The organism is Dyella sp. SG562 (genome assembly GCF_011759495.1).
Classification (GTDB): Bacteria; Pseudomonadota; Gammaproteobacteria; order Xanthomonadales; family Rhodanobacteraceae; genus Dyella_D; species Dyella_D marensis.
In genome coordinates, this window is record NZ_JAAOYS010000004.1 from 317,245 (window position 1) to 340,740 (window position 23,496).

Here is a 23,496-nt window from a genome sequence, read left to right on the forward strand (position 1 = left end):
TGCGGGAAAGGCGCAATTATAGCGCCGCGGCTCCCCGGGTTGGCGCGCTCAGCGGCGCAGCACCAGGTGCAGCAGGGGAAATGGACGTCCGCTTGCATCCAGCTCGGAGCGGCCGATGCGCACGAAGCCGTAGCGCTCGTAGAAATGCGTGGCGCCGGGGTTCTGCTCGTTCACGTCCACCGTCCAGGGGACGCGCGGATCGCTGGAAACCACCGCATCCAGCAGCTGCCGCCCGATGCCGCGCTGGTGCAGCGAAGGGTGCACGAACAGCGCTTCGATATGCCGCTCGGAAATGCCGACGAAGCCGGCGACGCGGCCTTCGAGCTCGGCGACCTGGACGTTTAGATGTCCAAAGATGCCGGGCAGGAAGCCGCGGAAGAAGACGATGTCTGCTTCGGTGAGGAAATCATGCGTGGCGCGCACGGCGGCTTCCCACAAGGCGACGATCGCTGCGTGGTCGGCTTCGGTGACGGGGCGGATTACAGCGGTGGACATCCTTGACCCCTCGATGCGGCAGCGCCGCGTCGAGTCTTCAGAGCAGGCCGTGGGCGGCGAGCTTCTTGCGCAGCGTGGCGCGGTTGATGCCGAGCGCGGTGGCGGCGCGGCTCTGGTTGCCGTCGTGCCAGGCGAGTACTTCGCGCAGCAGCGGGCCTTCCACTTCGCGGATGACGAGCGCGTGCAGACCTTCCGCGCACTCGGTGTCGCCGATATCGGCGAGATAGCGACGGACGGTGCGGGTAACGCATTCGCTCAACGCGCTCTGCGACGAGGACTCCTTGGCGGCCTCGGCAGCAGGCAGTCTGACGGCGTTCACGGACATCTCCCTCACATGACTTCGCGGCGACTGCATGGGTCGCCACATGTTGCTTTGGCTGGTACCGCGGGCGGCGGCTCGCATGGAACGCCGAACAGCAGTCGAAGGGGTGAGAGTTTACCCCTGTGACCGGAGAATTTTAAGTACTGATTTTCTTAGCGGACGGCCCGGTTCATTCGAAACCGATCTCGAAGGCCACCGCCTTGTTGCCCGGGTCTTCGACTTCCAGCACCAGCGCGGCATTGCCGCCGGCGGACAGGCCCTGCGCGACCGCGGCGCCGTCGCCAAGGTATTCGGACGGGCGCAGGCGGCGCATGGCGAGGCGCTTGCCGTCCACGTCGGACAAGGTCACCACCACCACCGGCCAGGGCTGGTCGAAGCCGGCGTCGTTGTGCACGGTGGCGCTGATCAGCAGTGCGCCGGGCACCGACGGGTGGGCTTGCACGTCGCGCGCCAGCAGGCGCAGCTGCGTGGTGTCCTGCACCAGCGGCAGGTTGCAGCCGACGCCTGCGCAGAGCTGGCGCAGCAAGGGGCCGGTGGTGGGATCGGCGACGAGGTCCTCGCGCTTGGCCCAGGCCAGCTGCGCGCACAGCAGCAACAGCAGGATGAGGCACGCCACCAGCCACGGCCAGCGGCGCGCGCCGCTGCTGCGCGCTTCGCGCGCGAAGCGCGGGGAGAACTTCAGCTGGGCGAAATCTTCGCCGGAGCCCGGCGCGCCGGCGTCGGCCGCGAAGGTCTGCGGCTCCGGGCGCGGCCGGTACACCGCCGTTTCCACCTGCGGCGGCGCGCCGGCGGCGCCGCGCTCAGGCAGGCGCTGGAACGGCTCCGGCGGCAGCTGGCCGCTGAGATTGTCCAGCGCGTCGAACTGGCCATGGCAATGCCCGCACACGACGCGGCCGCGCGCCTGCGCAAGGATTTCCGCATCCATCGAGAACACGGTCAGGCAGTCGGGGCATTGGGCGTACATGCGGCAAGTAGAGTCGGTGGCGCGTCGACCTGTAAAGGGTAGCCGCAAACGCGCCGGCGAATATGCAACCGCATCGGCGCTTTGGCGCCGGCTTCACGCGGCGCGGCGGCGTCCGCTGATGCGCACCCAGTCCTCGCGCACGTCCACGCGCAGATCCGTGAACCATTCGGCGTAGCGCTCGAGCAGTTCTTCTTCCTGGCCCTTGAGGATGCCCGAGATGGCGAACGGGGCACCGTGCTTCGCCGCGGCGGCGAAGGTCGGGGCCAGTTCCGCCAGCGGGCCGGCCAGGATGTTGGCGATGAAGACGTCCGCCGGCGACGCGCATGGATGCGCTAGTGCCGCGGGCGCAGGATGCGCAGGAGCGGCCTCCGGCATGAGGTCTTCGGGGAGGAACAGCGCCAGGCGCTCGGACACTTCGTTGCGTTCGGCATTGTCGGCCGAGGCGGTCAGCGCCTGCGGGTCGTTGTCCACGCCCACCGCGCTGGCGGCGCCGAGCTTGAGCGCGGCGATGGCGAGAATGCCCGAGCCGCAACCGTAGTCGACCACGGTGCGGCCCTGCAGCGCCTGCGCATCCAGCCATTCCAGGCACAGCGCCGTGGTGGGATGGGTGCCGCTGCCGAAGGCCAGGCCGGGATCGAGGCGCACCACCACCGCTTCGTCATCGGCGGGCGGTTCGATGTTCCACGGATAGATCCACAGCCGGCGGCCGAACTGCATCGGCTTGAAGGTATCCATCCACGCGCGCTCCCAGTCCTGGTCGGCGACGTCGCGGTACTGCACCTGGTCCGGTTCCAGCCACGGCAGCAGTTCGCCCAGCGCCTCGGTCAGGCCGCGCCGGTCGGCGTGCTCGTCGAACAGCGCGTTCAAGGTGATGGTCGGCCACAGCGGCAGCTCGCCCACGCCCGGTTCGAAGATGGCCTGCTCGTCCGGTGTTTCCGCATCGGCGTCCTGCAGGGTCACGGACAGCGCGCCGATGTCCTCGAGCGCTTCTTCCACGCGCGGCTGCTGTTCGGAGCGGATGGTGAGGGTGAGTTCGAGAAAGGGCATGGGGCGGCAACGCAGTGGTGGGCCGCGGTTAGCGGCATGAGTCGGTAGTACCTCGACCTAAAGCCCCTCTCCCGCCGGGAGAGGGGTTGGGGTGAGGGTACGGGCGGAGCGCAAGAGTGATGCGCACCGCTCCGCCCGAACCCTCATCCGCCTGCCGGCACCTTCTCCCGGAGGGAGAAGGACTCCAGCGTGGAAGGTCAGTGCTGGTGCTGCTGGTCCTTCTGCTCGGCCATGCGCTTTTCCAGGTAGTGGATGTTCTGTCCACCGTGCTGGAAGCCGACGTCGGCCATGATGCGCTGCTGCAGCGGGATGTTGCACTTCACGCCTTCGATCACCGTCTCGGCCAGGGCCAGGCGCATGCGCGCGATGGCGGTCTCGCGGTCGGGGCCGTGCACGATCAGCTTGCCGATCATCGAATCGTAGTTCGGCGGGATCTTGTAGCCGTCGTACAGATGCGTGTCGACGCGCACGCCCGGGCCGCCCGGGGCCTCGAAGCGCTTCACCGTGCCGGGCGAGGGCAGGAAGCTGTCCGGGTCCTCGGCGTTGATGCGGCACTCGATGGCGTGGCCGTGGATCTTGATGTCTTCCTGGCGGATCGACAGCTTCTCGCCGCCGGCGATCAGCAGCTGCTCGCGCACCAGGTCGATGCCGGTGATCAGCTCGGTCACCGGGTGCTCCACCTGGATGCGGGTGTTCATCTCGATGAAGTAGAAGCGGCCGCCCTCGAACAGGAATTCGAAGGTGCCGGCGCCGCGGTAGCCGATGCGCAGGCAGGCGTCGACGCAGACCTTGCCGATCTGCTCGCGCAGTTCCGGCGTGATGCCTGGCGCGGGTGCTTCTTCCACCACCTTCTGGTGGCGGCGCTGCATCGAGCAGTCGCGCTCGCCCAGGTGGATGGCATGGCCCTGGCCGTCGGCCAGCACCTGGATTTCCACGTGGCGCGGATTCTCCAGGAACTTCTCCATGTACACCTGATCGTTGCCGAAGGCCGCCTTGGCCTCCTGCTTGGTCATGGTGATGGCGTTGCCCAGGTGCGCCTCGGTGCGCACCACGCGCATGCCGCGGCCGCCGCCGCCGCCGGCGGCCTTGATGATCACCGGGTAGCCGATCTCGCGCGCGATGCGGATGTTCTCGTCCACTTCGTCACCAAGCGGGCCGCCGGAGCCGGGCACGCAGGGCACGCCCGCGGCCTTCATGGCGCGGATCGCTTCCACCTTGTCGCCCATCAGGCGGATCACGTCCGCGGTCGGGCCGATGAAGATGAAGCCCGACTGCTCCACCTGCTCGGCGAAGTCGGCGCGCTCGGACAGGAAGCCGTAGCCCGGGTGGATGGCCTGGGCGTCGGTGATCTCGGCCGCGGCGATGATGCGCGGGATATTGAGGTAGCTGTCGACCGACGGCGCCGGGCCGATGCAGATCGACTCATCGGCCAGGCCGACGTGCTTGAGGTTGCGGTCGGCGGTGGAATGCACGGCGACCGTCTTGATGCCGAGGCTATGGCAGGCGCGCAGCACGCGCAGCGCGATCTCCCCCCGGTTGGCGATGACGACTTTTTCCAGCATGGGCATGGTCGTCGGCCGCTCAGGCGATCACGAACATGGGCTGGTCGAACTCCACCGGCTGGCCGTTCTCCACCAGGATGGCCTGCACCGTGCCGCCGACGTCGGCTTCGATCTGGTTGAACATCTTCATGGCTTCGATGATGCCCAGCGTCTCGCCCGCCTTGACCTGCTGGCCGACCTTGACGAAAGCAGCGGCGCCCGGGGTGGCCGAGGCATAGAAGGTGCCGACCATCGGCGCCTTCACCACGTGGCCGGCCGGCAGCGTGCTGGCGGGAGCGGCTTCGGCGGCGGGCGCGGGAGCGGCGACCGGGGCGGGGGCCTGCATCACCGGCGCCATCACGGGGGCGGCCGCCACGTTGACGGTTCCCTTCGGCACGCGCGACAGGCGCACGACTTCTTCGCCTTCCTTGATCTCGAGCTCGGCGAGGTTGGATTCCTCGAGCAGGTCGATCAGTTTCTTGATCTTGCGCAGGTCCATCGGTCAAACCTTTTCGTTGGTGCCGCCGCGGCGGCAGGGAAGGGAATGCTTGAGGTGGCGGGCGCTCAGGAGGCGGCCCGCTCCAGGCGGCTGAGCGCCGCTTCCAGGGCCAGCCGGTAGCTGTCCGCGCCGAAGCCGCAGATCACGCCCACGGCGATGTCGGCCAGGTAGGAGTGGCGGCGGAACGGTTCGCGCGCATGCACGTTCGAGAGGTGCACTTCCACGAACGGGATCGCCACCCCGGCCAGCGCGTCGCGCAGGGCGATGCTGGTGTGGGTGAAGGCGCCGGGATTGAACAGGATGATCGCCACCTGCTCGTCGCGAGCCTGGTGGATGCGGCCGATCAGCTCGTGCTCCGCATTGGACTGGAACCAGGCCAGCTCGTGGCCGGCGGCCTGGGCGCGCGCGGCGAGGGCAGAGTTGATGTCGGCCAGCGTGGCGCGGCCGTAGATGTCCGGTTCGCGCACGCCCAGCAGATTGAGGTTGGGTCCGTGCAGGACCAGGATCTTCGCCACGCCGAAACCTTCAACGGGACCGGGCAGGACCCGGCGACCGGCGGGAGTGTGCGCGCAGTCGGCAATGTTGTCCAGTTCGGCGCAGATCGGCGATGTTCGGCGGAGAAGTTCGCGTTGAACCGTGCGAGGCCGTATGGCTGCGGGAATGGCCTCAGGGCGCGGCCGGGGCTGCCAGCCAGCGTTCCAGGGTGGCGGCGTCCAGGGCGCCGCGGCGTGCATCGAGGATGCGGCCGTTGCCGTCCAGCAGCACGCTGTACGGCAACACTTCGCCGGCGTTGCCCAGCCGCAGCGAGGTGCTGGGACTTTCCAGCTGGCCGAGCAGGATGGGGTAGTTCACCGGATGGGCGGCCAGAAACGCGCGCGCCCGGGCCGGTTCGTCCATGGCGATGCCAATGATGATGGCGCCCCGTTCGCCGAATTTCGCCTGCGCCCTGGCCAGCGCCGGCATCTCGTCCAGGCAGGGGCCGCACCAGCTGGCCCAGAAGTTGAGCAGCACGCGGCGGCCATGGAACCCGGACAGGCGATGTTCCCTGCCGTCCAGCCCCGGCAGGGCCAGGTCCGGACGCATGTCGCCCACCTTCGCCGCCTGCACCCCGCCCGGCGCATGCGCCTGCCGGCTGGCGTGCTGCAGCCAGCCGCCCAGCGCGGCGACCAGCACCGCCGCGCCGAGGATCAGCCAGTTGCCGCGGCTGAGCATTACTTCGCCGCCTCGGTCAGTGCCTGCTCGACCAGGGAAGCGGTCAGCACCGTCGGCAGCTTGCGGCCTTCGCCGCCGTTCTTCGGGAACACCACGTACAGCGGCACGCCGGGCGTGTGGTACTGCTGCAGGAAGGCGGTGATGTCGGGGTCTTCGTTGGTCCAGTCGCCCTTCATATAGACGGCGCCGGTGCGCTTGAGCAGGTCGTGGAAGGCGTCGGTGGCCAGCACGGTGTGCTCGTTGGCCTTGCAGGTGATGCACCAGTCGGCGGTCATGTCCACGAATACCGGGGTGCCGGCCTTGCGCAGCTCGGCCAGCTTGGCCGGGGTGAAGGCGACGGTGCCTTCCGCGGCGCTGGCGGCCGCCACCGGCGGCGGCAGATGCGCCAGGTAATACAGCGGCGCGAGCGCAAGCAGCAGCGGCAGCACGGCCAGGACACGCGCGCCGGCGCTGCGATAGCGGGCCCGCTCGAACCACCACAGCGCCATCGCCAGCATCACGCCCGCCACCAGCAGCAGGCCCACGGCGTCGGCGCCGCGCTGGTTGGCCAGCACCCAGGCCAGCCAGGCGGCGGCCAGGTACATCGGGAAGGCCAGCACCTGCTTGAGCGTGTCCATCCATGCGCCGGGCCGCGGCAGCAGGCGCGCCAGCGCCGGCACGTAGCCCACGGCGAGGAAGGGCAGGGCGAGACCTAAGCCCAGCATCACGAACACCAGCATCGCCTGCGCGGTCGGCGCGGCCAGCGCATAAGCCAGCGCGCTGCCCATGAACGGCGCGGTGCAGGGGCTGGCCACCACCACCGCGAGCACGCCGGTGAAGAAATCGCCGGCCAGGCCCGCGCGGCTCGCCAGGCCGCTGCCGGTATTGCCCAGCGATGCGCCGAACTGCACCACGCCGGACATCGACAGCGCCACCGCCAGCATCACCAGCGACAGCGTGGCCACCACCAGCGGCTTCTGCAGCTGCGCGCCCCAGGCGGCTTTCAGCGACAGGATCACCAGGCCCAGTACCACGAAGCTCACCAGCACGCCGGCGGTATAGGCCAGCGCATGGCGGCGCCGGTGCGCGGGGCTCTCGCCGCTTTCGATCAGGCCGACCGCCTTGATCGACAGCACCGGCAGCACGCACGGCATCAGGTTCAGCACGAGGCCGCCGCCCAGGGCGAGCAGCAGGGCGGCCCACAGGCTCACGTCCAGCGCGGCGGCGGGGCGCGTTTCCGGCGCGGGGCCCGCCACGGTCTCGCCGGTGGCGACGGCGCCGCCGGCCAGGTCCACGGTGACCGCGCGCGACATCAGCGGATAGCACAGTCCGCCGTCCTGGCAGCCCTGGAAGCTGGCTTCGACCGCCACCTGCTTGAGCTTCGAGGTGTCGCCCTCGATCGCCACCGGCAGCTCGACCTGGTCGAAGTACACGGTGACGTTGCCGAAGTGCGGGTCCTGCTTGGTCGTGCCCTGCGGCCACTGCGGCTGGCCCAGCTTCAGGCCCGCGGCATTGAGATGCAGCGAAGTCTGGTCGCGGTACAGGTAATAGCCCTTGGGCATGGTCCAGCGCAGCAGCAGCTGGTTCGGCGAGCGGGCCAGGGCTTCGAAGCGGAACGCCTGCTCGGCCGGCAGCGGGGCGCTGTCGGTGCCGGGTGCGGCGCCGGGCGGCGTGCCGCCGAGTTGGGCGAGCGCGGCGCCTAGGGTCTGCGGCGCGGCGGCGTCGGCCTGCGCGGTGCCGGCGGGCAGCGGCAGGTCCAGCTGTTCGGTATGCGGCGGATAGCAGATCTTCGGCTCCACCTCGTGGCAGCCCTGGTAGCGCACGGCGATCTTCAGCCGCTGCGTGCCGGCGGCCACGGAGTAGGGCACGGTGGCGTCCACTTCGTGGTGGTAGATCTCCACGTCGCCGAGGTATTCGTCGTGATGCCTGGCGCCGTCGGGCAGCTTCGCCTCGCCGGCGGTGATGCCTTCCGCCCCGGTGAACTTCATGCGGCCGCGATAGAGGTAGTAGTCCGGCGCGATGTCCCAGTGCAGCTTCAGCACACCCGGCGTGGAGGCGTCGGCCTTCAGCTTGTAGGCCTCGGTCACCGGCAGGATGCCGTCGTCGTCCTGTGCCCAGGCGCTGCCGATGCCGGACAGGATTAGGACAAGCATTAGCCAGGCGAGGGCAGGGAAGCGCGCCGTCGGTCGGATCAGGCGGATCGGTTGCATTGCGGCTCCAGCGAAGGGCGTGCCCGGCGCGGGGACGCGGGCGATCTCGGATTATGGCGCAGCCGGCCTGCGCAGCGCCGGCCGGGGGAGGACAGCGGGGACGTCAGGCTTGTTCCGGCGTGGCCGCGGGAAGGCTGCGCGGGCGGATCAACCCCGTGGTCAGCGCCACGCCGAGCAGGATCACCACGCAGCCGCCGGCCATCGACAAGGTGACCGGCTCGCCCAGGAACAGCAGCCCCCATAGCGCGCCGAACACCGGAATCAGGTACAGCACCGCCAGCGTGCGGGTCGCACCGACGCGCGCCATCAGGCGGTAGAACAGCACGTAGGCCAGCGAGGTACAGGCGGCGGCCAGGCCGAACATGGCGAACCAGGCCTGCGCGCCCGGCATCTTGGCCGGCCACAGCCACACCGTGAGCGGCAGCAGCGCGATGGCCGCGGCCAGCTGGCTGCCGGTAGCCACCGCCAGCGGCGACACGCCGCGCAGGCGGCGCTGGCCGTAATGCGCGCCGAAGGCATAGCAGACGTTGGCGCCGACGCAGGCCGCCATGGCCCAGGCCGAACCGCCGCCATGGCCGAAGCCCACGCTGCCGGCGATCAGCCACACCACGCCGGCAAAACCCACGGCCAGGCCGGCAGAGCGCGCGCCGTCCAGCTTCTCGCCCAGCCACAGCCAGCCCGACAGCGCCACCAGCAGCGGCCCGATCGCGTCGGAAATGGCCGACACGCCCGCCGGCAGACTCATCGCTGCGTAGGAGAACAGCACGAACGGCAGCGCCGAATTGCTCATGCCCACCACCACGATCGGCCGCCAGTGCCGGCGCATCTCGGCCAGCCGCTCGCGCGAAGCCAGCAGCGGCAGCGAGCACAGCGCCGCGCCGATCGCGCGCAGCCCGGCCAGCGCCATGCCGCCGAACTGGTCCGCGCCCATGCGCATGAACAGGAACGACGCGCCCCACAGGGCACCCAGCAAGAGCAGCGCGGCGAGATCGGATTTCTTCATGGCGTGAGGGCTCATGGTGAAAGAGGGAAGTTGGAAGCTTGAGCCCCTCTCCCACCGGGAGAGGGGTTGGGGTGAGGGTGCGGGCGGAGCGCAAGAGTGATGTGCATCGCTCCGGCCGTACCCTCATCCGGCTGCCGCCACCTTCTCCCGGCGGGAGAAGGATTTCTTCGTGGAGTTTCCTATCAAGGCACGGTCGCTGATTTGCCCTGCCCGAACAGCACCTGCCGCTCCGCTTCCGTCAGCGCCTGCTTCGGCGCGTAGGCGTTTTCCACGCCTTCGTAGGTGCGCAGCGTGGCGGGGCGGGCGGCCATGGTTCGGAACCAGCGCTCCACGTTGGGGAAATCGGCCAGGTTCTGGCCGTGCGCTTCGTGCGGCACGATCCACGGATAGCAGGCGATGTCGGCGATGGAGAATTCGCCGGCGATGAATTCGCGCCCTTCCAGCCGGCGATCGAGCACGCCGTACAGGCGGTGCACTTCGCGGGTGTAGCGGTCGATGGCGTAGGGCACCTTCTCCGGCGCGTACACATTGAAGTGCCCGATCTGCCCGGCCATCGGACCCAGGCCGGCCATCTGCCAGAACAGCCACTGCAGCACCTCGGTGCGGTCGCGCAGGTCCGACGGGATCAGGCGGCCGGTCTTCTCGGCGAGGTAAAGCATGATCGCGCCCGATTCGAACATCGTGAGCGGCGCGCCGCCGTCGGCGGGCTCGTGGTCGACGATGGCCGGGATCTTATTGTTCGGCGAAACGGCCAGGAACGCCGGCTTGAACTGCTCGCCCTTGCTCAGGCTGATCGGGACCAGGCGGTAGGGAATGCCGGCCTCTTCCAGGAACAGGCGGGCTTTCAGGCCATTGGGGGTGGCGGCGTAGTAGAGCTCGATCATGGCGGCGGCCTTAGGCGGGAATGGCGACGGGTGCAGGCTAGGTCGTTCGATGGTCTGGCAAAAGGACCACAATGCGACAATTATTGGGGTCCACTTTGCGGGGCAGGCCATGGATCATCCGTTCGAGTTCCCGCTGGAGCTGCCGGCCAAGGGGTCGCGCCAGCGGCAGGCCGCGCTGCATGCGCAGCTGCGCGCGGCGATCCTGGACGGCCGCCTGAAACCCGGCCTGCGGCTGCCCGCCACGCGCGAACTGGCCCAGGCGCTGCAGCTGTCGCGCAACACCGTGGTGGCGGCCTACGACCTGCTGCTGAGCGAGGGCTATGTGGTCGCGCGGCGCGGCGCCGGCAACTACGTGGCCGACCTGATGGAACGCCGCGCCCGCGCGCGCTCCACCGCGGCCGAGGCCGGCGGCGACCGCCGGCTGGCGCCGTACTGGCGCGAGGCGCGCCCGCCCGCGCCGTCGCCGCCGCCGGGCGCGTTCGCCTACGATTTCCGCCTGGGCGTGCCGGATACGCGGCAGTTTCCGTTCGAGGTGTGGCGCCGGCTGTCGGCACGTGCGCTGCGCGGCGTGTCGCGGTTGCCGTCGATGTCGGGGCAGTCGCGCGGGCGGCCGGTGCTGCGCGAGGCGATCGCGCAGCATGTGTCGTTCGCGCGCGCGGTGGCCTGCGACCCGGACGACGTGATGGTGACCAGCGGCGCGCAGCAGGCCTTCGACCTGCTGGCGCGCGTGCTGGTGACGCCGGGACGCACCGTGGTCGCGGTAGAGGATCCTGGCTATACGCCACTGCGCGCGGCGTTTGCCGCGGCGGGCGCCAAGGTGGTGCCGGTGCCGGTGGATGGCGAAGGCATCGTGGTGGAACGGATTCCCGCCGAGGCGCGGGTGATCTACGTGACGCCGTCGCATCAGTTCCCGCTGGGCATGTCGATGTCGCCGCGCCGCCGCGCGGAGCTGCTGGCGCATGCCGCGGCACGCGGCGCCACGGTGATCGAGGACGACTACGACGGCGAATTCCGCTACGGCGGGCGGCCGCTGGATGCGCTGCAGACGCTCGATCGCGAAGGCTCGGTCTGCTACGTCGGCACTTTTTCCAAATGCCTGTTCCCCGCGCTGCGCATCGGCTACGTGGTGGCGCCGCCATGGCTGCTGCCGGCGCTGGCGGCGGCGAAGGAACTGGCCGACTGGCATTGCGACGTGCCCGCGCAGGACACGCTGGCGGCCTTCATTGCCGAGGGGCATCTGGCGCGCCATGTGCGGCGCATGCGCAACGTCTATGCGGAGCGGCGCGAGGCCTTGCTCGATGCGCTGGCGCGCCATGGACTGGAAGCCTGGCCTTCCGACGCCGGGCTGCATCTGTCGGCCAGGCTGCCGGCCAAGGTGCGTACGGATGTGCTGGTCGAACAGGCGGCCGGGCAGGGCGTGCGCATCGAAGGCCTGGATGGCTATACGTTCGGGCGCGTCGCCTCCAACGGCCTGGCGCTGGGCTACGGGCTGATGGAGGCCCGGCGCATGGAGGAGGCGGTGCGCCGCATCGCGCGGCTGCTGCCGCGCTGAGCGAAGTGGTCCCCAAGCATTGGCCGGAAGTGGTCCTTAAAACCGGACCACCGGAAGCGGAGCATGGCGCCCACTCTCAGCCTGGGATTGCCCCGCCATGCATCGCCTCCTCCTTTGCGGTTTCCTCCTGCTGGGCCTGGCCGCCGCGCCGGCCTGGGCGCAATCCGGCCAGCAGCGCGCCGAAGCCGCCGGCAAGAGCCTGGTCGGCCAGCCGGCGCCGCGCGTCACCGTGAAGACCATCGACGGCAAGACCATCGATCTGGCCAGCCTGTACGGCAAGCAGGCGGTGTATCTGAAGTTCTGGGCCACCTGGTGCGTGCCCTGCCGCGAGCAGATGCCGCATCTGAAGAAGACCTACGAGGAAGCCGGCCCCGACCTGGCGGTGATCGCCATCAGCGTCGGCTTCGACGAAACCATCGAAGACGTGCGCAAGTACCGCGACGAGATGGGCCTGAAGATGCCGCTGGTGTTCGACGACGGCTCGCTGGGCGAGGCCTTCCATCTGCGCGTGACGCCGCAGCACGTAGTGATCGGGCGCGATGGCCGCATCCTCTACGTCGGCCACGAGGCGAACGCCAGGCTCGATGCCGCGCTGCGGGCGGCGCGCGGCAGCAGCGGCGTGGCCGCGGCCGGTGCGGCGGCGCCGAAGCAGGAGGCGCATTACGACACCGGCGACCGCGTGCCCGCGTTCGACGCCGCCATGCTGGACGGCAAGCATCTGTCGCTGCCGGAAGCAGGCAAGCCGACGGCGCTGGTGTTCCTGTCGCCCTGGTGCGAGTCCTACCTGGCGACCAGCCGGCCCGAGCTTTCCAGGAGCTGCCGCGCGATGCGCGAACAGGTCGGCGCGCTGTCGGCGCATGACACGAAGCTGCGCTGGGTCGGCGTCGCTTCCGGCCTGTGGGCCGCGCACGACGAGCTGGTGAAGTACCGCGACGAGCACCGCATCGGCATGCCGCTGACCTTGGACGATTCGGGCGCGCTGTTCCGCCGCTTCCGCGTGACCCACGTGCCGACGGTGCTGCTGTTCGATGCGCAGGGGCGCATCACCGCCCGCGTCGAGCAGGCCGGGGCGCCGCTGGATCAGGCGCTCAAGACTTTGACCGCGCGTTGAGGGAGGCCGCCATGTCTACCTTGCTTCGCTGTGTTTTCGCGCTTGGGCTCGTCGCCGGCGTCGCTCTGCCGGCGTTGGCGGCCGAGGAACATCCGCTGCTCACCGCGCCACTGACTCAGGCGCCCGGCAGGAAATTGGTCGCGCTGACCGTCACCTTCGCCCCCGGCCAGCAGTCCAAGCCACACCATCACGAGGCCGACGCCTTCGTCTACATGCTGTCCGGCCGCGTGCGCAGCCAGGTCGACCGCGAGCCGGCGCGGGAATACGGCCCCGGCGAGAGCTGGTTCGAGCCGGCCGGGGCGCATCACCTGGGCACGGCGAATGTCAGCGGCACGGAGCCGGCGACTTTCCTGGTGGTGTTCGTGGCCCGGCCGGATGCCCGGCTGACCGTGCCGGATCAGGCGGCGCCAGATCAGATCAGCACGCCGGCCCGGACCCAGTCCAGATAAGCCTCGTGGCCGCGTTCCACCGGCACCGCGATCAGCTCCGGCAGCTCGTAGGGATGCAGTTCCAGTACGCGCGCCTTGAGGGCCTCGAAGCGCGCCGCGGTGGTCTTGATGAGGAGCAATTCCTCGACCTCGGTGCTGACCTTGCCCTGCCAGCGGTAGGTCGAGCGCACCCCGGGCAGGCGGTTCACGCAGGTGGCCAGCCCTTCTTCCACCAGGGTTCTGGCGAATCCGGCGGACTTGGCGGAGTCGGGATAGGTGCAGTAGCACAGCAGGACGGGGTCGGTCATGGTGGGGAGCCTAGCGTGGGCTCCCCGCCGCCGCATGCCCCGCCGCCCCTTGAAAGCCCCGCCGGCCTTCCCCATTAGCCCTTGCAGCTTCGGAACAAAGCCTCTTGCGGGGGATTCCTGCGTCGCTAGAATTGGCACTCATCCACCGGGAGTGCTAACAGCGCCGCAGGCGCCGTTCCGGGGACCCCTTTTTCGATCCACTCAAACCCAAGCTGGAGCCCATCACCATGAGCAAGCTGCGTCCGCTGCACGACCGCGTCATCGTCAAGCGCCTCGAAGAAGAGCGCGTTTCCGCCGGTGGCATCGTCATCCCCGACAGCGCCACCGAGAAGCCGACCCGCGGCAAGGTCATCGCCGCCGGCGCCGGCCGCATCCTGGAAGACGGCAAGGTCCGCCCGATGTCGGTGAACGAAGGCGACGTGGTGCTGTTCGGCAAGTACGCCGGCCAGGAAATCAAGATCGACGGCGAAGAGCTGGTCTTCCTGAAGGAAGACGACATCGTTGCGGTGATCGAAGGCTAAGCAGCCTCTCCCGCTTCTCTTCCCATCCCCTCATTCAAGCATTCAAAGGAATACAGATCATGGCTGCAAAAGAAGTCCGCTTTGGCGAAGACGTCCGCGCCCGCATGCTCAAGGGTGTCAACACCCTGGCCAACGCGGTCAAGGTGACCCTGGGTCCCAAGGGCCGCAACGTGGTGCTCGAGAAGAGCTTCGGCGCCCCGACCGTGACCAAGGACGGCGTCTCCGTCGCCAAGGAAATCGAGCTGGCCGACAAGTACGAGAACATCGGCGCGCAGATCGTCAAGGAAGCCGCTTCCAAGACCTCCGACGTGGCCGGCGACGGCACCACCACCGCCACCGTGCTGGCCCAGGCCTTCATCCAGGACGGCCTGAAGGCGGTCGCCGCGGGCATGAACCCGATGGATCTGAAGCGCGGCATCGACAAGGCCGTGGTCGCGGCCGTGGAAGAGCTCAAGAAGCTCTCCAACCCGACCGCCGACGACAAGGCGATCGCCCAGGTCGGCACCATCTCCGCCAACTCCGACTCGGCCATCGGCGAAATCATCGCCACCGCCATGAAGAAGGTCGGCAAGGAAGGCGTGATCACGGTCGAGGAAGGCTCGGGCCTGGACAACGAGCTGGACGTGGTCGAGGGCATGCAGTTCGACCGCGGCTACCTGTCGCCGTACTTCATCAACAACCAGCAGTCGCAGCAGGTCGAACTGGATGACCCCTTCATCCTGCTGTACGACAAGAAGATCTCCAACGTGCGCGAGCTGCTGCCGATCCTCGAGGGCGTGGCCAAGGCCGGCAAGCCGCTGCTGATCGTCGCCGAGGAAGTGGAAGGCGAGGCGCTGGCCACCCTGGTGGTCAACACCATCCGCGGCATCGTCAAGGTGGCTGCCGTGAAGGCTCCGGGCTTCGGCGACCGCCGCAAGGCGATGCTGGAAGACATGGCCATCCTGACCAACGGCCAGGTGATCTCCGAGGAAGTGGGCCTGCAGCTTGAGAAGGCGACCATCGCCGATCTCGGCCGCGCGAAGAAGATCGTGGTCACCAAGGAAAACACCACGATCATCGACGGCGCCGGCGAAGCGGAGAAGATCCAGTCGCGCATCGGCCAGATCAAGGCGCAGATCGAGGAGACCTCCTCCGACTACGACCGCGAGAAGCTGCAGGAGCGCGTGGCGAAGCTGGCCGGCGGCGTGGCCGTGATCAAGGTCGGTGCCGCCACCGAAGTGGAAATGAAGGAAAAGAAGGCCCGCGTCGAAGACGCCCTGCACGCCACCCGTGCGGCCGTCGAGGAAGGCGTGGTGCCGGGCGGCGGCGTCGCCCTGATCCGTGCGCTGAAGGCCGTGGTCGGCCTGAAGGGCGCCAACGAAGACCAGAACCACGGCATCAAGATCACCACCGCCGCTCTGGAAGCTCCGCTGCGCGCGATCGTGGCCAATGCCGGCGAAGAGCCCTCCGTCATCGCCAACAAGGTGAAGGAAGGCCAGGGCAACTTCGGCTACAACGCCGCCACCGGCGAGTTCGGCGACATGATCGCCTTCGGCATCCTGGACCCGACCAAGGTCACCCGCTCGGCGCTGCAGTACGCCGCCTCGGTGGCCGGCTCGATCATCACGACCGAAGCGGCCGTGACCGAGCTGCCGAAGAAGGAAGAAGCCCACTCGCACGGTGCGGGCGGCGGCATGGGTGGCATGGGCGGCATGGATTTCTGATCCGCCCCACCTGCTGTCAGCTTCGAGAAGAACCCCGCTCCGGCGGGGTTTTTCTTTATGGGAGCACGGGAGCTGCCAGCTTCTCGGGAAGTGGCTGATAATTCCTCGCCACTTGCTCGTTGCCTGGGTGGAACTTCCCGCTGCGGATGCCTGAAATGCTGATTCTCTACACCACCGACGATGGCAAAAGTCAGATCCAGCTCCGTGCGGAGCAGGGCACCGTCTGGCTCAGCCAGCGCGAGATGGCGCACTTGTTCGATGTGAGCCAGGACAACATCGGTCTGCATCTCAAGAACATCTACGAAGATGGCGAGCTGACCCGGGAGGCAACTGCCGAGGATTCCTCGGTAGTTCAAGCGGAGGGAGGCCGGGAAGTCCGGCGTCCGCTCACGCTCTATAACCTGGACGCCATTCTGGCGGTGGGCTATCGCGTGCGCTCGCCTCGCGGCGTGCAGTTTCGCCGGTGGGCCAACATCGTGCTCAAGGAGTATCTGCTCAAGGGCTTCGTCATGGACGACGAGCGGCTGAAGAATCCCGATGGTCGCCCGGATTATTTCGACGAGATGCTTGCGCGCATCCGCGACATCCGCGCCTCTGAGAAACGCTTCTACCAGAAGGTGCGCGACCTGTTCGCCTTGAGCGTGGATTACGACAAGACAGATCGAGCGACCGGTGAATTCTTTGTACGAAGAGCCGCCAGCCTATCCCCATGGCGTTCTGGCGTGAGAACGTCGGCCAACTCATTGTTTCCAACGGCTTCACACTGCTGACCCACGCCGGATCCATCAGCCAGGCGCAGATGGAGCAAATCACCTCTGCGCGTTACGCGGATTTCGACGAGCGGCGGCGGAAGCGGGAAGCGATCGAGGCCGATCAAGCGGACGAGGCGGAACTCAAGGCGCTTGAGCAAAGGCTCAACCGTCGTCCGAAATCCTGATCGCCTGTTTCTGTTGCTGCTTCCAACGGTGGTGGAAGCTCCAAGCCTGAAAAAGAAAACCCCGGGAGTCCACCTCCCGGGGTTGCTCGATGCGGGCGCGCCCTTGGCGCCGCGTCGGTTGATCGCTTACTTGCCGCCGGCTTCCGCCTTGGCGTCGGTCTTCGCGCCGACCGCGGCGCCGGCGACCGGCGTCTCGACCTTCGCGCCGGCCTTCACCGAGGTGGCGGCTTCGGCGCCGCCGGTGGCATTGCTCGCGGCCGACTCGGTGGTCTTGGCCGCCTTGTGGCCGGCGTGCTTGGCCTTGTGCGTCGCCTTCTTCACGGTGTCGGTCGCGCTGTCGGCGGTCTTGGTGGCAACCTGGTCCGTCGTCTTGGTGACGTCCTGCACCGCGGCGCCGGCGTTGAGGTTCGCGCTCGCCTTGGTGGCGTCCTGCACCGAGGTGCCGGCATTGACGCTCGCGCCGGCCTTGGCGGCCGCCTGGGCCTGGGCGAAGGCGGGGGCGGTCAGCACGGTGGCCGAGAGGACGAGAGCAGCAAGCAGGGTCTTACGCATGGGGTAAACCTCCGATGTGAGTGCCGCGACGCAACGTGCCGCGGTGGAATCACGCTAGAGGCGGTTTGCCTGCTGAATCCTGAATTTTTTCGGGCTGCTCCGGTTTGCTTAAGCCGGCGGACATGTCGCTGAATCGCCGGTGCGTGCCGATGAAAAACGCGTTCCGCGCACTCTTGTTTTCTTTCGCGCAGCTAGTGGGAATGCGCCTTGCGCGGCATCACTGATGCGCGCCTTCGGTGGCGGCGGCGGGCGCGGCGCCTTCCTGCGCGAAGCCGGTATGTTCCGAAAGCGCATCGGCGCGCGGCAGCATGCGGTCGAGTCTTCCTTTCAGCCGCAGCAGCGCCACGCTCTCCATCGCCGCGTCGATGCGCTGCTCGCTGCCGTCCTCGGCCTGCGGCGGCGCGCCCGGTGCGCGGGTGAGCGCGGCCAGCTGCGGCGCCAGTACCTGGGTCAGCGCGAAGTACGCATCGTCGTGGATGCCGGCCTGCTCCAGCACCTTGCCCGGCAGCATCCACGAGGCGAGATCCTCGCGCTGCGGCTGCACCTGATTGCGCGGATCGACCAGCAGCCAGGTGCCCGGCTCGCTCAGCATGTCCTTGCCGTCGACGAAGCCCAGCGTTTCGAAGCTGCCGCTCAGGCCCGGCAGGTGGTCGCCGTAGAACAGCAGCAGGGTGGGGCGCTCGCGCTGCGCCAGCAGGCTGGCCAGGCGGCCCAGTTCTTCGTCGGCGTGCTGCATGTGATAGAGGTAGTTGCGCAGCTCGGTCTTGTCCTCCGCGGCAAGGCCGTCCGGCACGGGGATCGCATCGCGCTTGACCGCATCGGCCGGCGTCACGTCGTAGGGGCCGTGCGCTTCGATGCTGATGGCGAACAGGAATTGCGGCGGGCCGGCATCTTTGAGCTGCGCCATGATTTCGTCGGTCATGGCGCGGTCGGCCATGTACTGGCCGTCCAGATCCTTGGCGTTGACGAAGCCGCCCTGCGACACGAAACGGTCGAAGCCGATTGCGCGGAACGCCGTGCTGCGGTTCCAGAAGGCGGGGTTGTTGCCGTGGATCGCCATCGTGCGATAGCCGTGCGAGCGCAGCGTGCGCACCATGCCCGGCACCACCTTGGTGTTGAGCTGCAGGTACGGGAACTGCAGGTCGTCGAAGTAGCGCAGCGACAGGCCGGTCAGCACTTCGAATTCGGTGCGGATGGTGCCGCCGCCGAAGGTCGGCACGTGCAGCGCGCCGCTGTAGCCCTGCTGCGCCAGGCGGTGCAGGTTCGGCGTGAGGTCGTGGTGCTCGAAGCCCTTGAGGATGGCCGGATCGAAGAACGATTCGCTCTGCACCACCACGATGTCGGGCATGGCGCCGGTATCGCCCGACGCGCCGCGCATGCGTTCGCGCAGCGCGCCGTCGGCCTGGCCGATCAGCTGCATCGCCGCATTGGGGTCGGCCTTCTTGCGCTGCTGGCCGAAATGCAGATGGAACATCATTAGCGAGCTGACCAGCCCCGAATGCTGCGCGGTGGACGAGGCCGACCACGGCTCCATCCACAGCGTCTCGCCGTCGTAGAAGCGGCCCCATGCCGGCGCGCCGCCCAGCAGCGAGCCGAGCACCACCAGCACCGAGGCGCCGGCGAGCAGGCGCTTGCCGCGGGTGCGGCGCGGGAACAGCGGCAGCTCCTTGCGCCAGGCCAGCACCACCAGGGCGATGCCGGCGGCCAGCGCCAGGTACGGCCAGGGCGTGGTCGGCAGATAGCCGCCGAGCAGATGCAGGCCGCCCTTGCGCAGCTGGCCGAGCATGCGGAAATCGGCCGGCATCAGCGGCGTGCCCAGCTGCCTCACCTTCAGCGCATTGACGCCGTACAGCACGCCCTGCAGCAGGAAGGCCAGGCCGAACGAGAGCAGCGGCCGCCGGCTCAGCACCATCAGCAGCAAGGCCAGCAGCAGCCCCGGCAGCGCATTGGCCAGCAGGTACAGCGGCTGCTGGAACAGCTGCTGCGGCGCAACGCCTTCGCCGCCGTCGAGCCAGCCGGTGAACAGCACGAAAGCCACCGCCAGCATCAAGGGGAGGGCGACGCGGCGGGCCAGGCCGGGCCTGGCGGCTGGATTGAGGGTCTTGGTCATGGCAGTCCTAGGGGGATTGCGCTGTCATGGCTCGGACATCGGAATGTAACGATGCCGGCATGAACCAGGTGTTCGGCGTTCGTGGTGCTTGCGTACTTTTCGAGCAGTGCCAACGTGATGGCGAAGCGGTGCGTGCACGCGCCCCTGCCGTGCAGGATCTCGCGGTCATCTGCCGGTCATCTTGGCATCGCGCGGACGGGCGCAGACGGCACACCGGCGCGGAAGGCACAATGTCCGGATGCAGCCCAAGGAATCCCCGGCGCTACGCGCCCTGATCGACGACCGCTACGCCGAACTGGCCGCGCGCTGCCGCCTGGCCGGTGTTGCGCTGCACGACGACGCCGGCGTGGCCGAGCGCATCCGCCGCGCCCTGCTGGCCAGCGATTTCGCCTACGACATCTGGTTCCGCCAGCCGCAGCTGCTGGCGCCGCAGGGGCTGGAACGCCTGCGCGCCGGTGGCGACGCCAGCACGCGCATCGAGACGCTCAGGCTCGATCCGGACGAAGCCGCCTGCATGGCCACGCTGCGCCGCTTCCGCCACGCCGAGGCGCTGCGCCTGGTGTTCCGCGACGTCAACGGGCTGGACGAATTGCCCGAGACGCTGTCCGCCACCAGCGTGCTCTACGAGGCGCTGCTGGGCGCCGCGCTGGGCTGGTCCGAGCGCGCGCTGGCCGCGCGCTATGGCCACGGCCGCGACCACGAGGGCGTCCTGCAACGCATGGTGGTGGTCGGCTTCGGCAAGCTCGGCGGCAGCGAGCTGAATTTCTCCTCCGATATCGACCTGGTGCTGGCCTATCCGCACAGCGGCCAGAGCGACGGCCCGCGGCCGCTCGACAACAGCGAATACTTCGTGCGCATGGGCCGCCAGCTGGTGCGCCTGCTGGCCGAGCCCACCGTCGACGGCATCTGCGCGCGCGTCGATCTGCGCCTGCGCCCGTTCGGCAATGCGGGTCGCCTCGCGCTGCCGTTCAGCGCGATGGAGCAGTACTACCAGAGCGAAGGCCGCGACTGGGAGCGCTACGCCTGGATCAAGGCGCGCCCCGTGGCCGGTGACCGCAATGCGGGCAAGCAGCTGCAGGAACTGCTGCGGCCGTTCGTGTTCCGCAAATACCTGGACTACACCGCCTTCGCCGGCCTGCGCGAAATGAAGGCGCTGATCGACGCCGAGGTGGCGCGCAAGGACCTGGCCGACAATCTCAAGCTCGGCCCCGGCGGCATCCGCGAAGTCGAATTCATCGTGCAGCTCACCCAGCTGATCCGCGGCGGCCGCGAACCGAGCCTGCGCGTGCGCGGCCTGCTGCCGGCGCTGACCGCCTGCGAGGCGCGCGGCCATATCGCCGCCTCGCGCGCCAAGGCGCTGCGCGAGGCCTATGTGTTCCTGCGCCGGGTGGAAAACCGCGTGCAGATGCTGCGCGACGCGCAGACGCACGACATCCCGGAGGACGCACTGAGCCGCGAGCGCATCGCGCTCGGCCTGGGCCATGCCTCGTGGGAAGCGCTGGCGGCGGAACTGGCGCGCCATCGTGCCGTGGTCAGCGAGGAATTCGCCGAGGTGCTGGTGCCGCAGGGCGGCCGCACCGCGAGCGTGCCGGTGGAAGACGTGGCGCTGTGGCGGCGCGTCTGCGCGGAAGAGATCGATCCCGGCCTGCTCGAAGCGGCAGGTTTCCAGCCCGGCGCCGAAGCCGCCGAGGCGCTGCTCAAGCTGCCGCAGGCCGCAACGGTGCGCGCCATGCCGCCGCGTTCGCGCGAACAGCTCGACCGCCTGATGCCGCAGCTGCTGGCGCTGGCGCGCGACAGCGCGGCGCCGGTGCCGGGCCTGCTGCGCCTGTGCCGGCTGGTGCAGGCGGTGGCGCGGCGCTCCTCGTATCTGGCCTTGCTGGAAGAACAGCCGGCGGCGCGGCGACGCCTGGCCGACCTGTTCGCACGCAGCGCCTTCCTCGCCGAACGCGTGATCGCGCAGCCGCTGCTGCTGGACGACGTGCTCGATCCGCGCATCGACCAACTGCCGCTCAAGCGCGCCGATATCAGCGCGGAAATCAGCCGCGTGCTGGGCACGCTGGACGAGCGCGAGGCCGAAGCGGAACTGGAGCGCATCAACGAATTCAAGGCCAGCACGGCGTTCCGCCTCGGCCTGGCCTTCAACGACGGCCGCGCCGACGCGGTCGCCACGGCGCGCCGCCTCGGCGCGCTGGCGGAGTCGGTGGTGATCGCGGTGATGGCGCTGGCGGAACGCGAACTCACCGAACAGCACGGCCGCCTGCCGGGCGAAGGCAGCGGCTTCGCCGTGCTCGGCTACGGCAGCCTCGGCGGCGAGGAGCTGGGCTTCGCCTCCGACCTGGACCTGGTCTTCGTCTACGACACCCGCCGCGCCCATGCGATGAGCGATGGCGCGCGCCCGATCGAAGGCTCGCGCTGGTACCAGCGCCTGGCGCAGCGCGTGATGAACTGGCTGACCGTGCTGACCCGCGCCGGGCGTCTGTACGAAGTGGATACGCGGCTGCGTCCCGACGGTTCCAAGGGCCTGCTCGTCAGCAGCCTGGAAGCCTTCGCCGAATACCAGCGCAGCCGCGCATGGACGTGGGAACACCAGGCGTTGCTGCGCGCCCGCCCGGTGGCCGGCGATGCCGCGTTGAATGCGGAGTTGCTCGACGTGCGCCGCGAGATCCTCGCCGTGCCGCGCGAGCGTGCCCGCGTGCTGGCCGACGTCAGCGACATGCGCCGGCGCTGGCGCGCCGAGCGCGACCGTTCCGACGAGCGCCTGTTCGATCTGAAGCAAGGCCACGGCGGCCTGCTCGATATCGAGTTCGCCCTGCAGGGCCTGGTGCTGGCGCACGCGGCGGAGCGGCCGCTGCTGCTGCTGTCCACCGCGAACGCGGCGCTGATCGAAGCCTGCCGTACCAGCGGCCTGCTCGACGACGCGCAGGCGGAAGTGTTCGCGCGCGCGCATGGCGATCTGCTGCGCCGTGCGCTGGCCTGCACGCTGGACCTGCGTTCGCGCATCGCGCCGCGCGAGCCGGCGCTGGATGCATTGAGCGAAGAAGTGCGGCGGGTGACGGCGGAGCTCGGCTTCGCGTTCGCCGCGAAAGCGACGACGGTCTAGCTGCGGCTGGCGTTGCGCGCCGCGATGCGCTGGCGCACCGTCTCGGCGATGGCGCGGGTTTCGCGCAGCGGCGTCTGCCGTGCGGGCGGCATGTCGTCCAGCCCATGCAGCAGCCCCGCTTCGCGCAGCGCCTGGTGGAACCGCGCGAACTTGCCGGGCAGCGGTGCGCGCACCAGGGTCTGCACCGCGCAGCCGATGGCGCAGGCTTCGGAAAGCATGTTGATCGAGTCCGGCGTCACCACCAGCCGGTCGGCCCAGCCCATGGCGGCGGGGTAGGGATTGGCGCCGTATTCCTCGCTGCTCCACACCACGCCGGGAAGGCCGGCGAGGCGTTCGCGCAGCACCGCGACCACGCCGGCCGGCGTGCGGCGCGAGGCCAGCACCAGCAGGCTGCCGCCGTCGCGCCGCTGCTGCGCCACCAGCCGCTCGGCCAGGGCGTGGGCATACGCAGCGTCGATCGGAATCCCCTTGCGCGGCCCGCCCACCAGCACCGCGACGCGCGGCTGCGGCAAGTCGCCGAAGGCGGGGCAGACGTCGCGGCCTTCGGCCAGCCAGGCGTCGTCGACCGGATTGAGCGAGCCCAGCGGATGCAGCACGTTCGGTCCGTCCAGGCCGTCATGGCGTGGCGCGATCACCGTGTCCCAATGCCGCGGATCGATACGCGGATCGAGAATCTGCACCGCATAGCTGCCGCCTTCGGACAGTTCGCGCACCAGCCGCGTGTAATACGCCGCCGCGCGGCCGCAGCCGACGATCACCGCCGGCCACGGCGGCACCACGATGCCGCGGCGCTGCGGCGCGGGCAGGGCGAAGCGGCCGCCGGGCAGCAGGCGCGGCGCGAACCAGGACCAGGGCGCGCGCAGTCCCAGCACCAGATGGCGGAACGGCAGGCCCAGCGCTTCGGCCAGGGCCAGGGCCTGGCGGTCGTTGCCGGCGCGGCCGTCGGTGACCACCCAGCATTCGCCGTGCAGCCTGGTCATGCGGGGTGCTGGCCCGGGATTGTTTCGATTCTCGCCAC

The 23,496-nt window shown here is 69.2% G+C and carries 23 protein-coding genes; 8 read left to right on the top strand and 15 right to left on the bottom strand.

What is annotated here, in order from left to right; all coding sequences use genetic code 11:
- Positions 1-48: 48 nt before the first annotated feature.
- The 11 genes from FHW84_RS10665 to FHW84_RS10715 all read right to left on the bottom strand — a co-directional run bounded on the left by FHW84_RS10665 (position 49) and on the right by FHW84_RS10715 (position 10,156).
- Positions 49-495 carry a GNAT family N-acetyltransferase gene (locus FHW84_RS10665; protein WP_167255240.1) on the bottom strand — a complete coding sequence of 149 codons (447 nt, stop codon included), beginning with the start codon at positions 493-495 and terminating at the stop codon, positions 49-51.
- Between the two features lie 37 nt (positions 496-532).
- Positions 533-820, bottom strand: a complete 288-nt coding sequence (locus tag FHW84_RS10670; protein ID WP_051548587.1) for a helix-turn-helix domain-containing protein — start codon at positions 818-820, stop codon at positions 533-535.
- A gap of 166 nt (positions 821-986) precedes the next feature.
- The gene (locus tag FHW84_RS10675; RefSeq protein WP_167255241.1) at positions 987-1,781 is read right to left on the bottom strand and encodes a zinc-ribbon and DUF3426 domain-containing protein; all 795 of its coding nucleotides are present in this window, start codon (positions 1,779-1,781) and stop codon (positions 987-989) included.
- Positions 1,782-1,874: 93 nt separating this feature from the next.
- On the bottom strand, positions 1,875-2,828 hold the full coding sequence (gene prmA, locus FHW84_RS10680) for a 50S ribosomal protein L11 methyltransferase (RefSeq protein WP_167255243.1): 954 nt from the start codon (positions 2,826-2,828) through the stop codon (positions 1,875-1,877).
- A 197-nt stretch (positions 2,829-3,025) separates the two neighbouring features.
- A complete protein-coding gene (gene accC, locus FHW84_RS10685; protein WP_167255245.1) occupies positions 3,026-4,390 on the bottom strand; it encodes an acetyl-CoA carboxylase biotin carboxylase subunit in 1,365 nt (454 codons plus the stop codon).
- Positions 4,391-4,409: 19 nt separating this feature from the next.
- Positions 4,410-4,868, bottom strand: coding sequence for an acetyl-CoA carboxylase biotin carboxyl carrier protein (gene accB, locus FHW84_RS10690; RefSeq protein ID WP_167255247.1), 459 nt, complete (start codon positions 4,866-4,868; stop codon positions 4,410-4,412).
- 65 nt (positions 4,869-4,933) lie between these two features.
- Positions 4,934-5,383 (bottom strand): type II 3-dehydroquinate dehydratase, encoded by a 450-nt coding sequence (aroQ, locus tag FHW84_RS10695; protein WP_167255249.1) that lies wholly within the window; start codon positions 5,381-5,383, stop codon positions 4,934-4,936.
- Positions 5,384-5,534: 151 nt separating this feature from the next.
- Positions 5,535-6,080 (bottom strand): TlpA disulfide reductase family protein, encoded by a 546-nt coding sequence (locus FHW84_RS10700; RefSeq protein WP_167255251.1) that lies wholly within the window; start codon positions 6,078-6,080, stop codon positions 5,535-5,537.
- Positions 6,080-8,212 (bottom strand): protein-disulfide reductase DsbD, encoded by a 2,133-nt coding sequence (locus FHW84_RS10705; RefSeq protein ID WP_243868062.1) that lies wholly within the window; start codon positions 8,210-8,212, stop codon positions 6,080-6,082. Before FHW84_RS10705 ends, FHW84_RS10700 begins: the two co-directional genes overlap by 1 nt.
- Before the next feature lie 160 nt (positions 8,213-8,372).
- On the bottom strand, positions 8,373-9,272 hold the full coding sequence (locus tag FHW84_RS10710) for a DMT family transporter (RefSeq protein ID WP_167255255.1): 900 nt from the start codon (positions 9,270-9,272) through the stop codon (positions 8,373-8,375).
- A 182-nt stretch (positions 9,273-9,454) separates the two neighbouring features.
- Positions 9,455-10,156 carry a glutathione S-transferase N-terminal domain-containing protein gene (locus FHW84_RS10715; RefSeq protein WP_167255257.1) on the bottom strand — a complete coding sequence of 234 codons (702 nt, stop codon included), beginning with the start codon at positions 10,154-10,156 and terminating at the stop codon, positions 9,455-9,457.
- Positions 10,157-10,265: 109 nt separating this feature from the next.
- Here FHW84_RS10715 and FHW84_RS10720 point away from each other — a divergent pair, with 109 nt between their 5' ends.
- The 3 genes from FHW84_RS10720 (at position 10,266) to FHW84_RS10730 (ending at position 13,268) form a co-directional block, all read left to right on the top strand.
- A complete protein-coding gene (locus FHW84_RS10720; RefSeq protein ID WP_167255259.1) occupies positions 10,266-11,708 on the top strand; it encodes a PLP-dependent aminotransferase family protein in 1,443 nt (480 codons plus the stop codon).
- Between the two features lie 97 nt (positions 11,709-11,805).
- Positions 11,806-12,819, top strand: a complete 1,014-nt coding sequence (locus FHW84_RS10725; protein ID WP_167255261.1) for a TlpA disulfide reductase family protein — start codon at positions 11,806-11,808, stop codon at positions 12,817-12,819.
- Between the two features lie 11 nt (positions 12,820-12,830).
- Positions 12,831-13,268 carry a cupin domain-containing protein gene (locus FHW84_RS10730; protein ID WP_167255263.1) on the top strand — a complete coding sequence of 146 codons (438 nt, stop codon included), beginning with the start codon at positions 12,831-12,833 and terminating at the stop codon, positions 13,266-13,268.
- Here FHW84_RS10730 and cutA read toward each other — a convergent pair.
- Positions 13,232-13,555, bottom strand: a complete 324-nt coding sequence (gene cutA / locus FHW84_RS10735) for a divalent-cation tolerance protein CutA (RefSeq protein WP_167255265.1) — start codon at positions 13,553-13,555, stop codon at positions 13,232-13,234. The genes FHW84_RS10730 and cutA overlap by 37 nt on opposite strands.
- Before the next feature lie 227 nt (positions 13,556-13,782).
- Between cutA and groES the strand changes: the two genes are divergently transcribed.
- The 4 genes from groES (at position 13,783) to FHW84_RS23235 (ending at position 16,716) form a co-directional block, all read left to right on the top strand.
- A complete protein-coding gene (gene groES, locus FHW84_RS10740; RefSeq protein ID WP_026634928.1) occupies positions 13,783-14,076 on the top strand; it encodes a co-chaperone GroES in 294 nt (97 codons plus the stop codon).
- Between the two features lie 59 nt (positions 14,077-14,135).
- Positions 14,136-15,779, top strand: a complete 1,644-nt coding sequence (gene groL / locus FHW84_RS10745) for a chaperonin GroEL (protein ID WP_167255267.1) — start codon at positions 14,136-14,138, stop codon at positions 15,777-15,779.
- Positions 15,780-15,934: 155 nt separating this feature from the next.
- Positions 15,935-16,549 carry a RhuM family protein gene (rhuM, locus tag FHW84_RS10750; protein WP_243868063.1) on the top strand — a complete coding sequence of 205 codons (615 nt, stop codon included), beginning with the start codon at positions 15,935-15,937 and terminating at the stop codon, positions 16,547-16,549.
- Positions 16,489-16,716: a virulence RhuM family protein gene (locus FHW84_RS23235; RefSeq protein WP_167255271.1), complete on the top strand. Its 228-nt coding sequence runs from the start codon at positions 16,489-16,491 to the stop codon at positions 16,714-16,716. Before rhuM ends, FHW84_RS23235 begins: the two co-directional genes overlap by 61 nt.
- Positions 16,717-16,842: 126 nt before the next feature.
- Here the strand turns inward: FHW84_RS23235 and FHW84_RS10760 are convergent, their stop codons facing one another.
- Both FHW84_RS10760 and FHW84_RS10765 read right to left on the bottom strand, forming a co-directional pair.
- Positions 16,843-17,268, bottom strand: a complete 426-nt coding sequence (locus FHW84_RS10760; RefSeq protein ID WP_167255273.1) for a hypothetical protein — start codon at positions 17,266-17,268, stop codon at positions 16,843-16,845.
- A 217-nt stretch (positions 17,269-17,485) separates the two neighbouring features.
- Positions 17,486-19,378, bottom strand: a complete 1,893-nt coding sequence (locus tag FHW84_RS10765) for an LTA synthase family protein (RefSeq protein WP_167255275.1) — start codon at positions 19,376-19,378, stop codon at positions 17,486-17,488.
- 238 nt (positions 19,379-19,616) lie between these two features.
- On the opposite strand from FHW84_RS10765, the gene glnE reads away from it, so the two are divergent.
- Complete coding sequence (gene glnE, locus FHW84_RS10770; RefSeq protein ID WP_167255277.1) at positions 19,617-22,478, top strand: bifunctional [glutamate--ammonia ligase]-adenylyl-L-tyrosine phosphorylase/[glutamate--ammonia-ligase] adenylyltransferase; 2,862 nt, start codon at positions 19,617-19,619, stop codon at positions 22,476-22,478.
- Here the strand turns inward: glnE and FHW84_RS10775 are convergent.
- On the bottom strand, positions 22,475-23,458 hold the full coding sequence (locus tag FHW84_RS10775) for a mitochondrial fission ELM1 family protein (protein ID WP_167255279.1): 984 nt from the start codon (positions 23,456-23,458) through the stop codon (positions 22,475-22,477). The genes glnE and FHW84_RS10775 overlap by 4 nt on opposite strands.
- Positions 23,459-23,496: the final 38 nt, after the last annotated feature.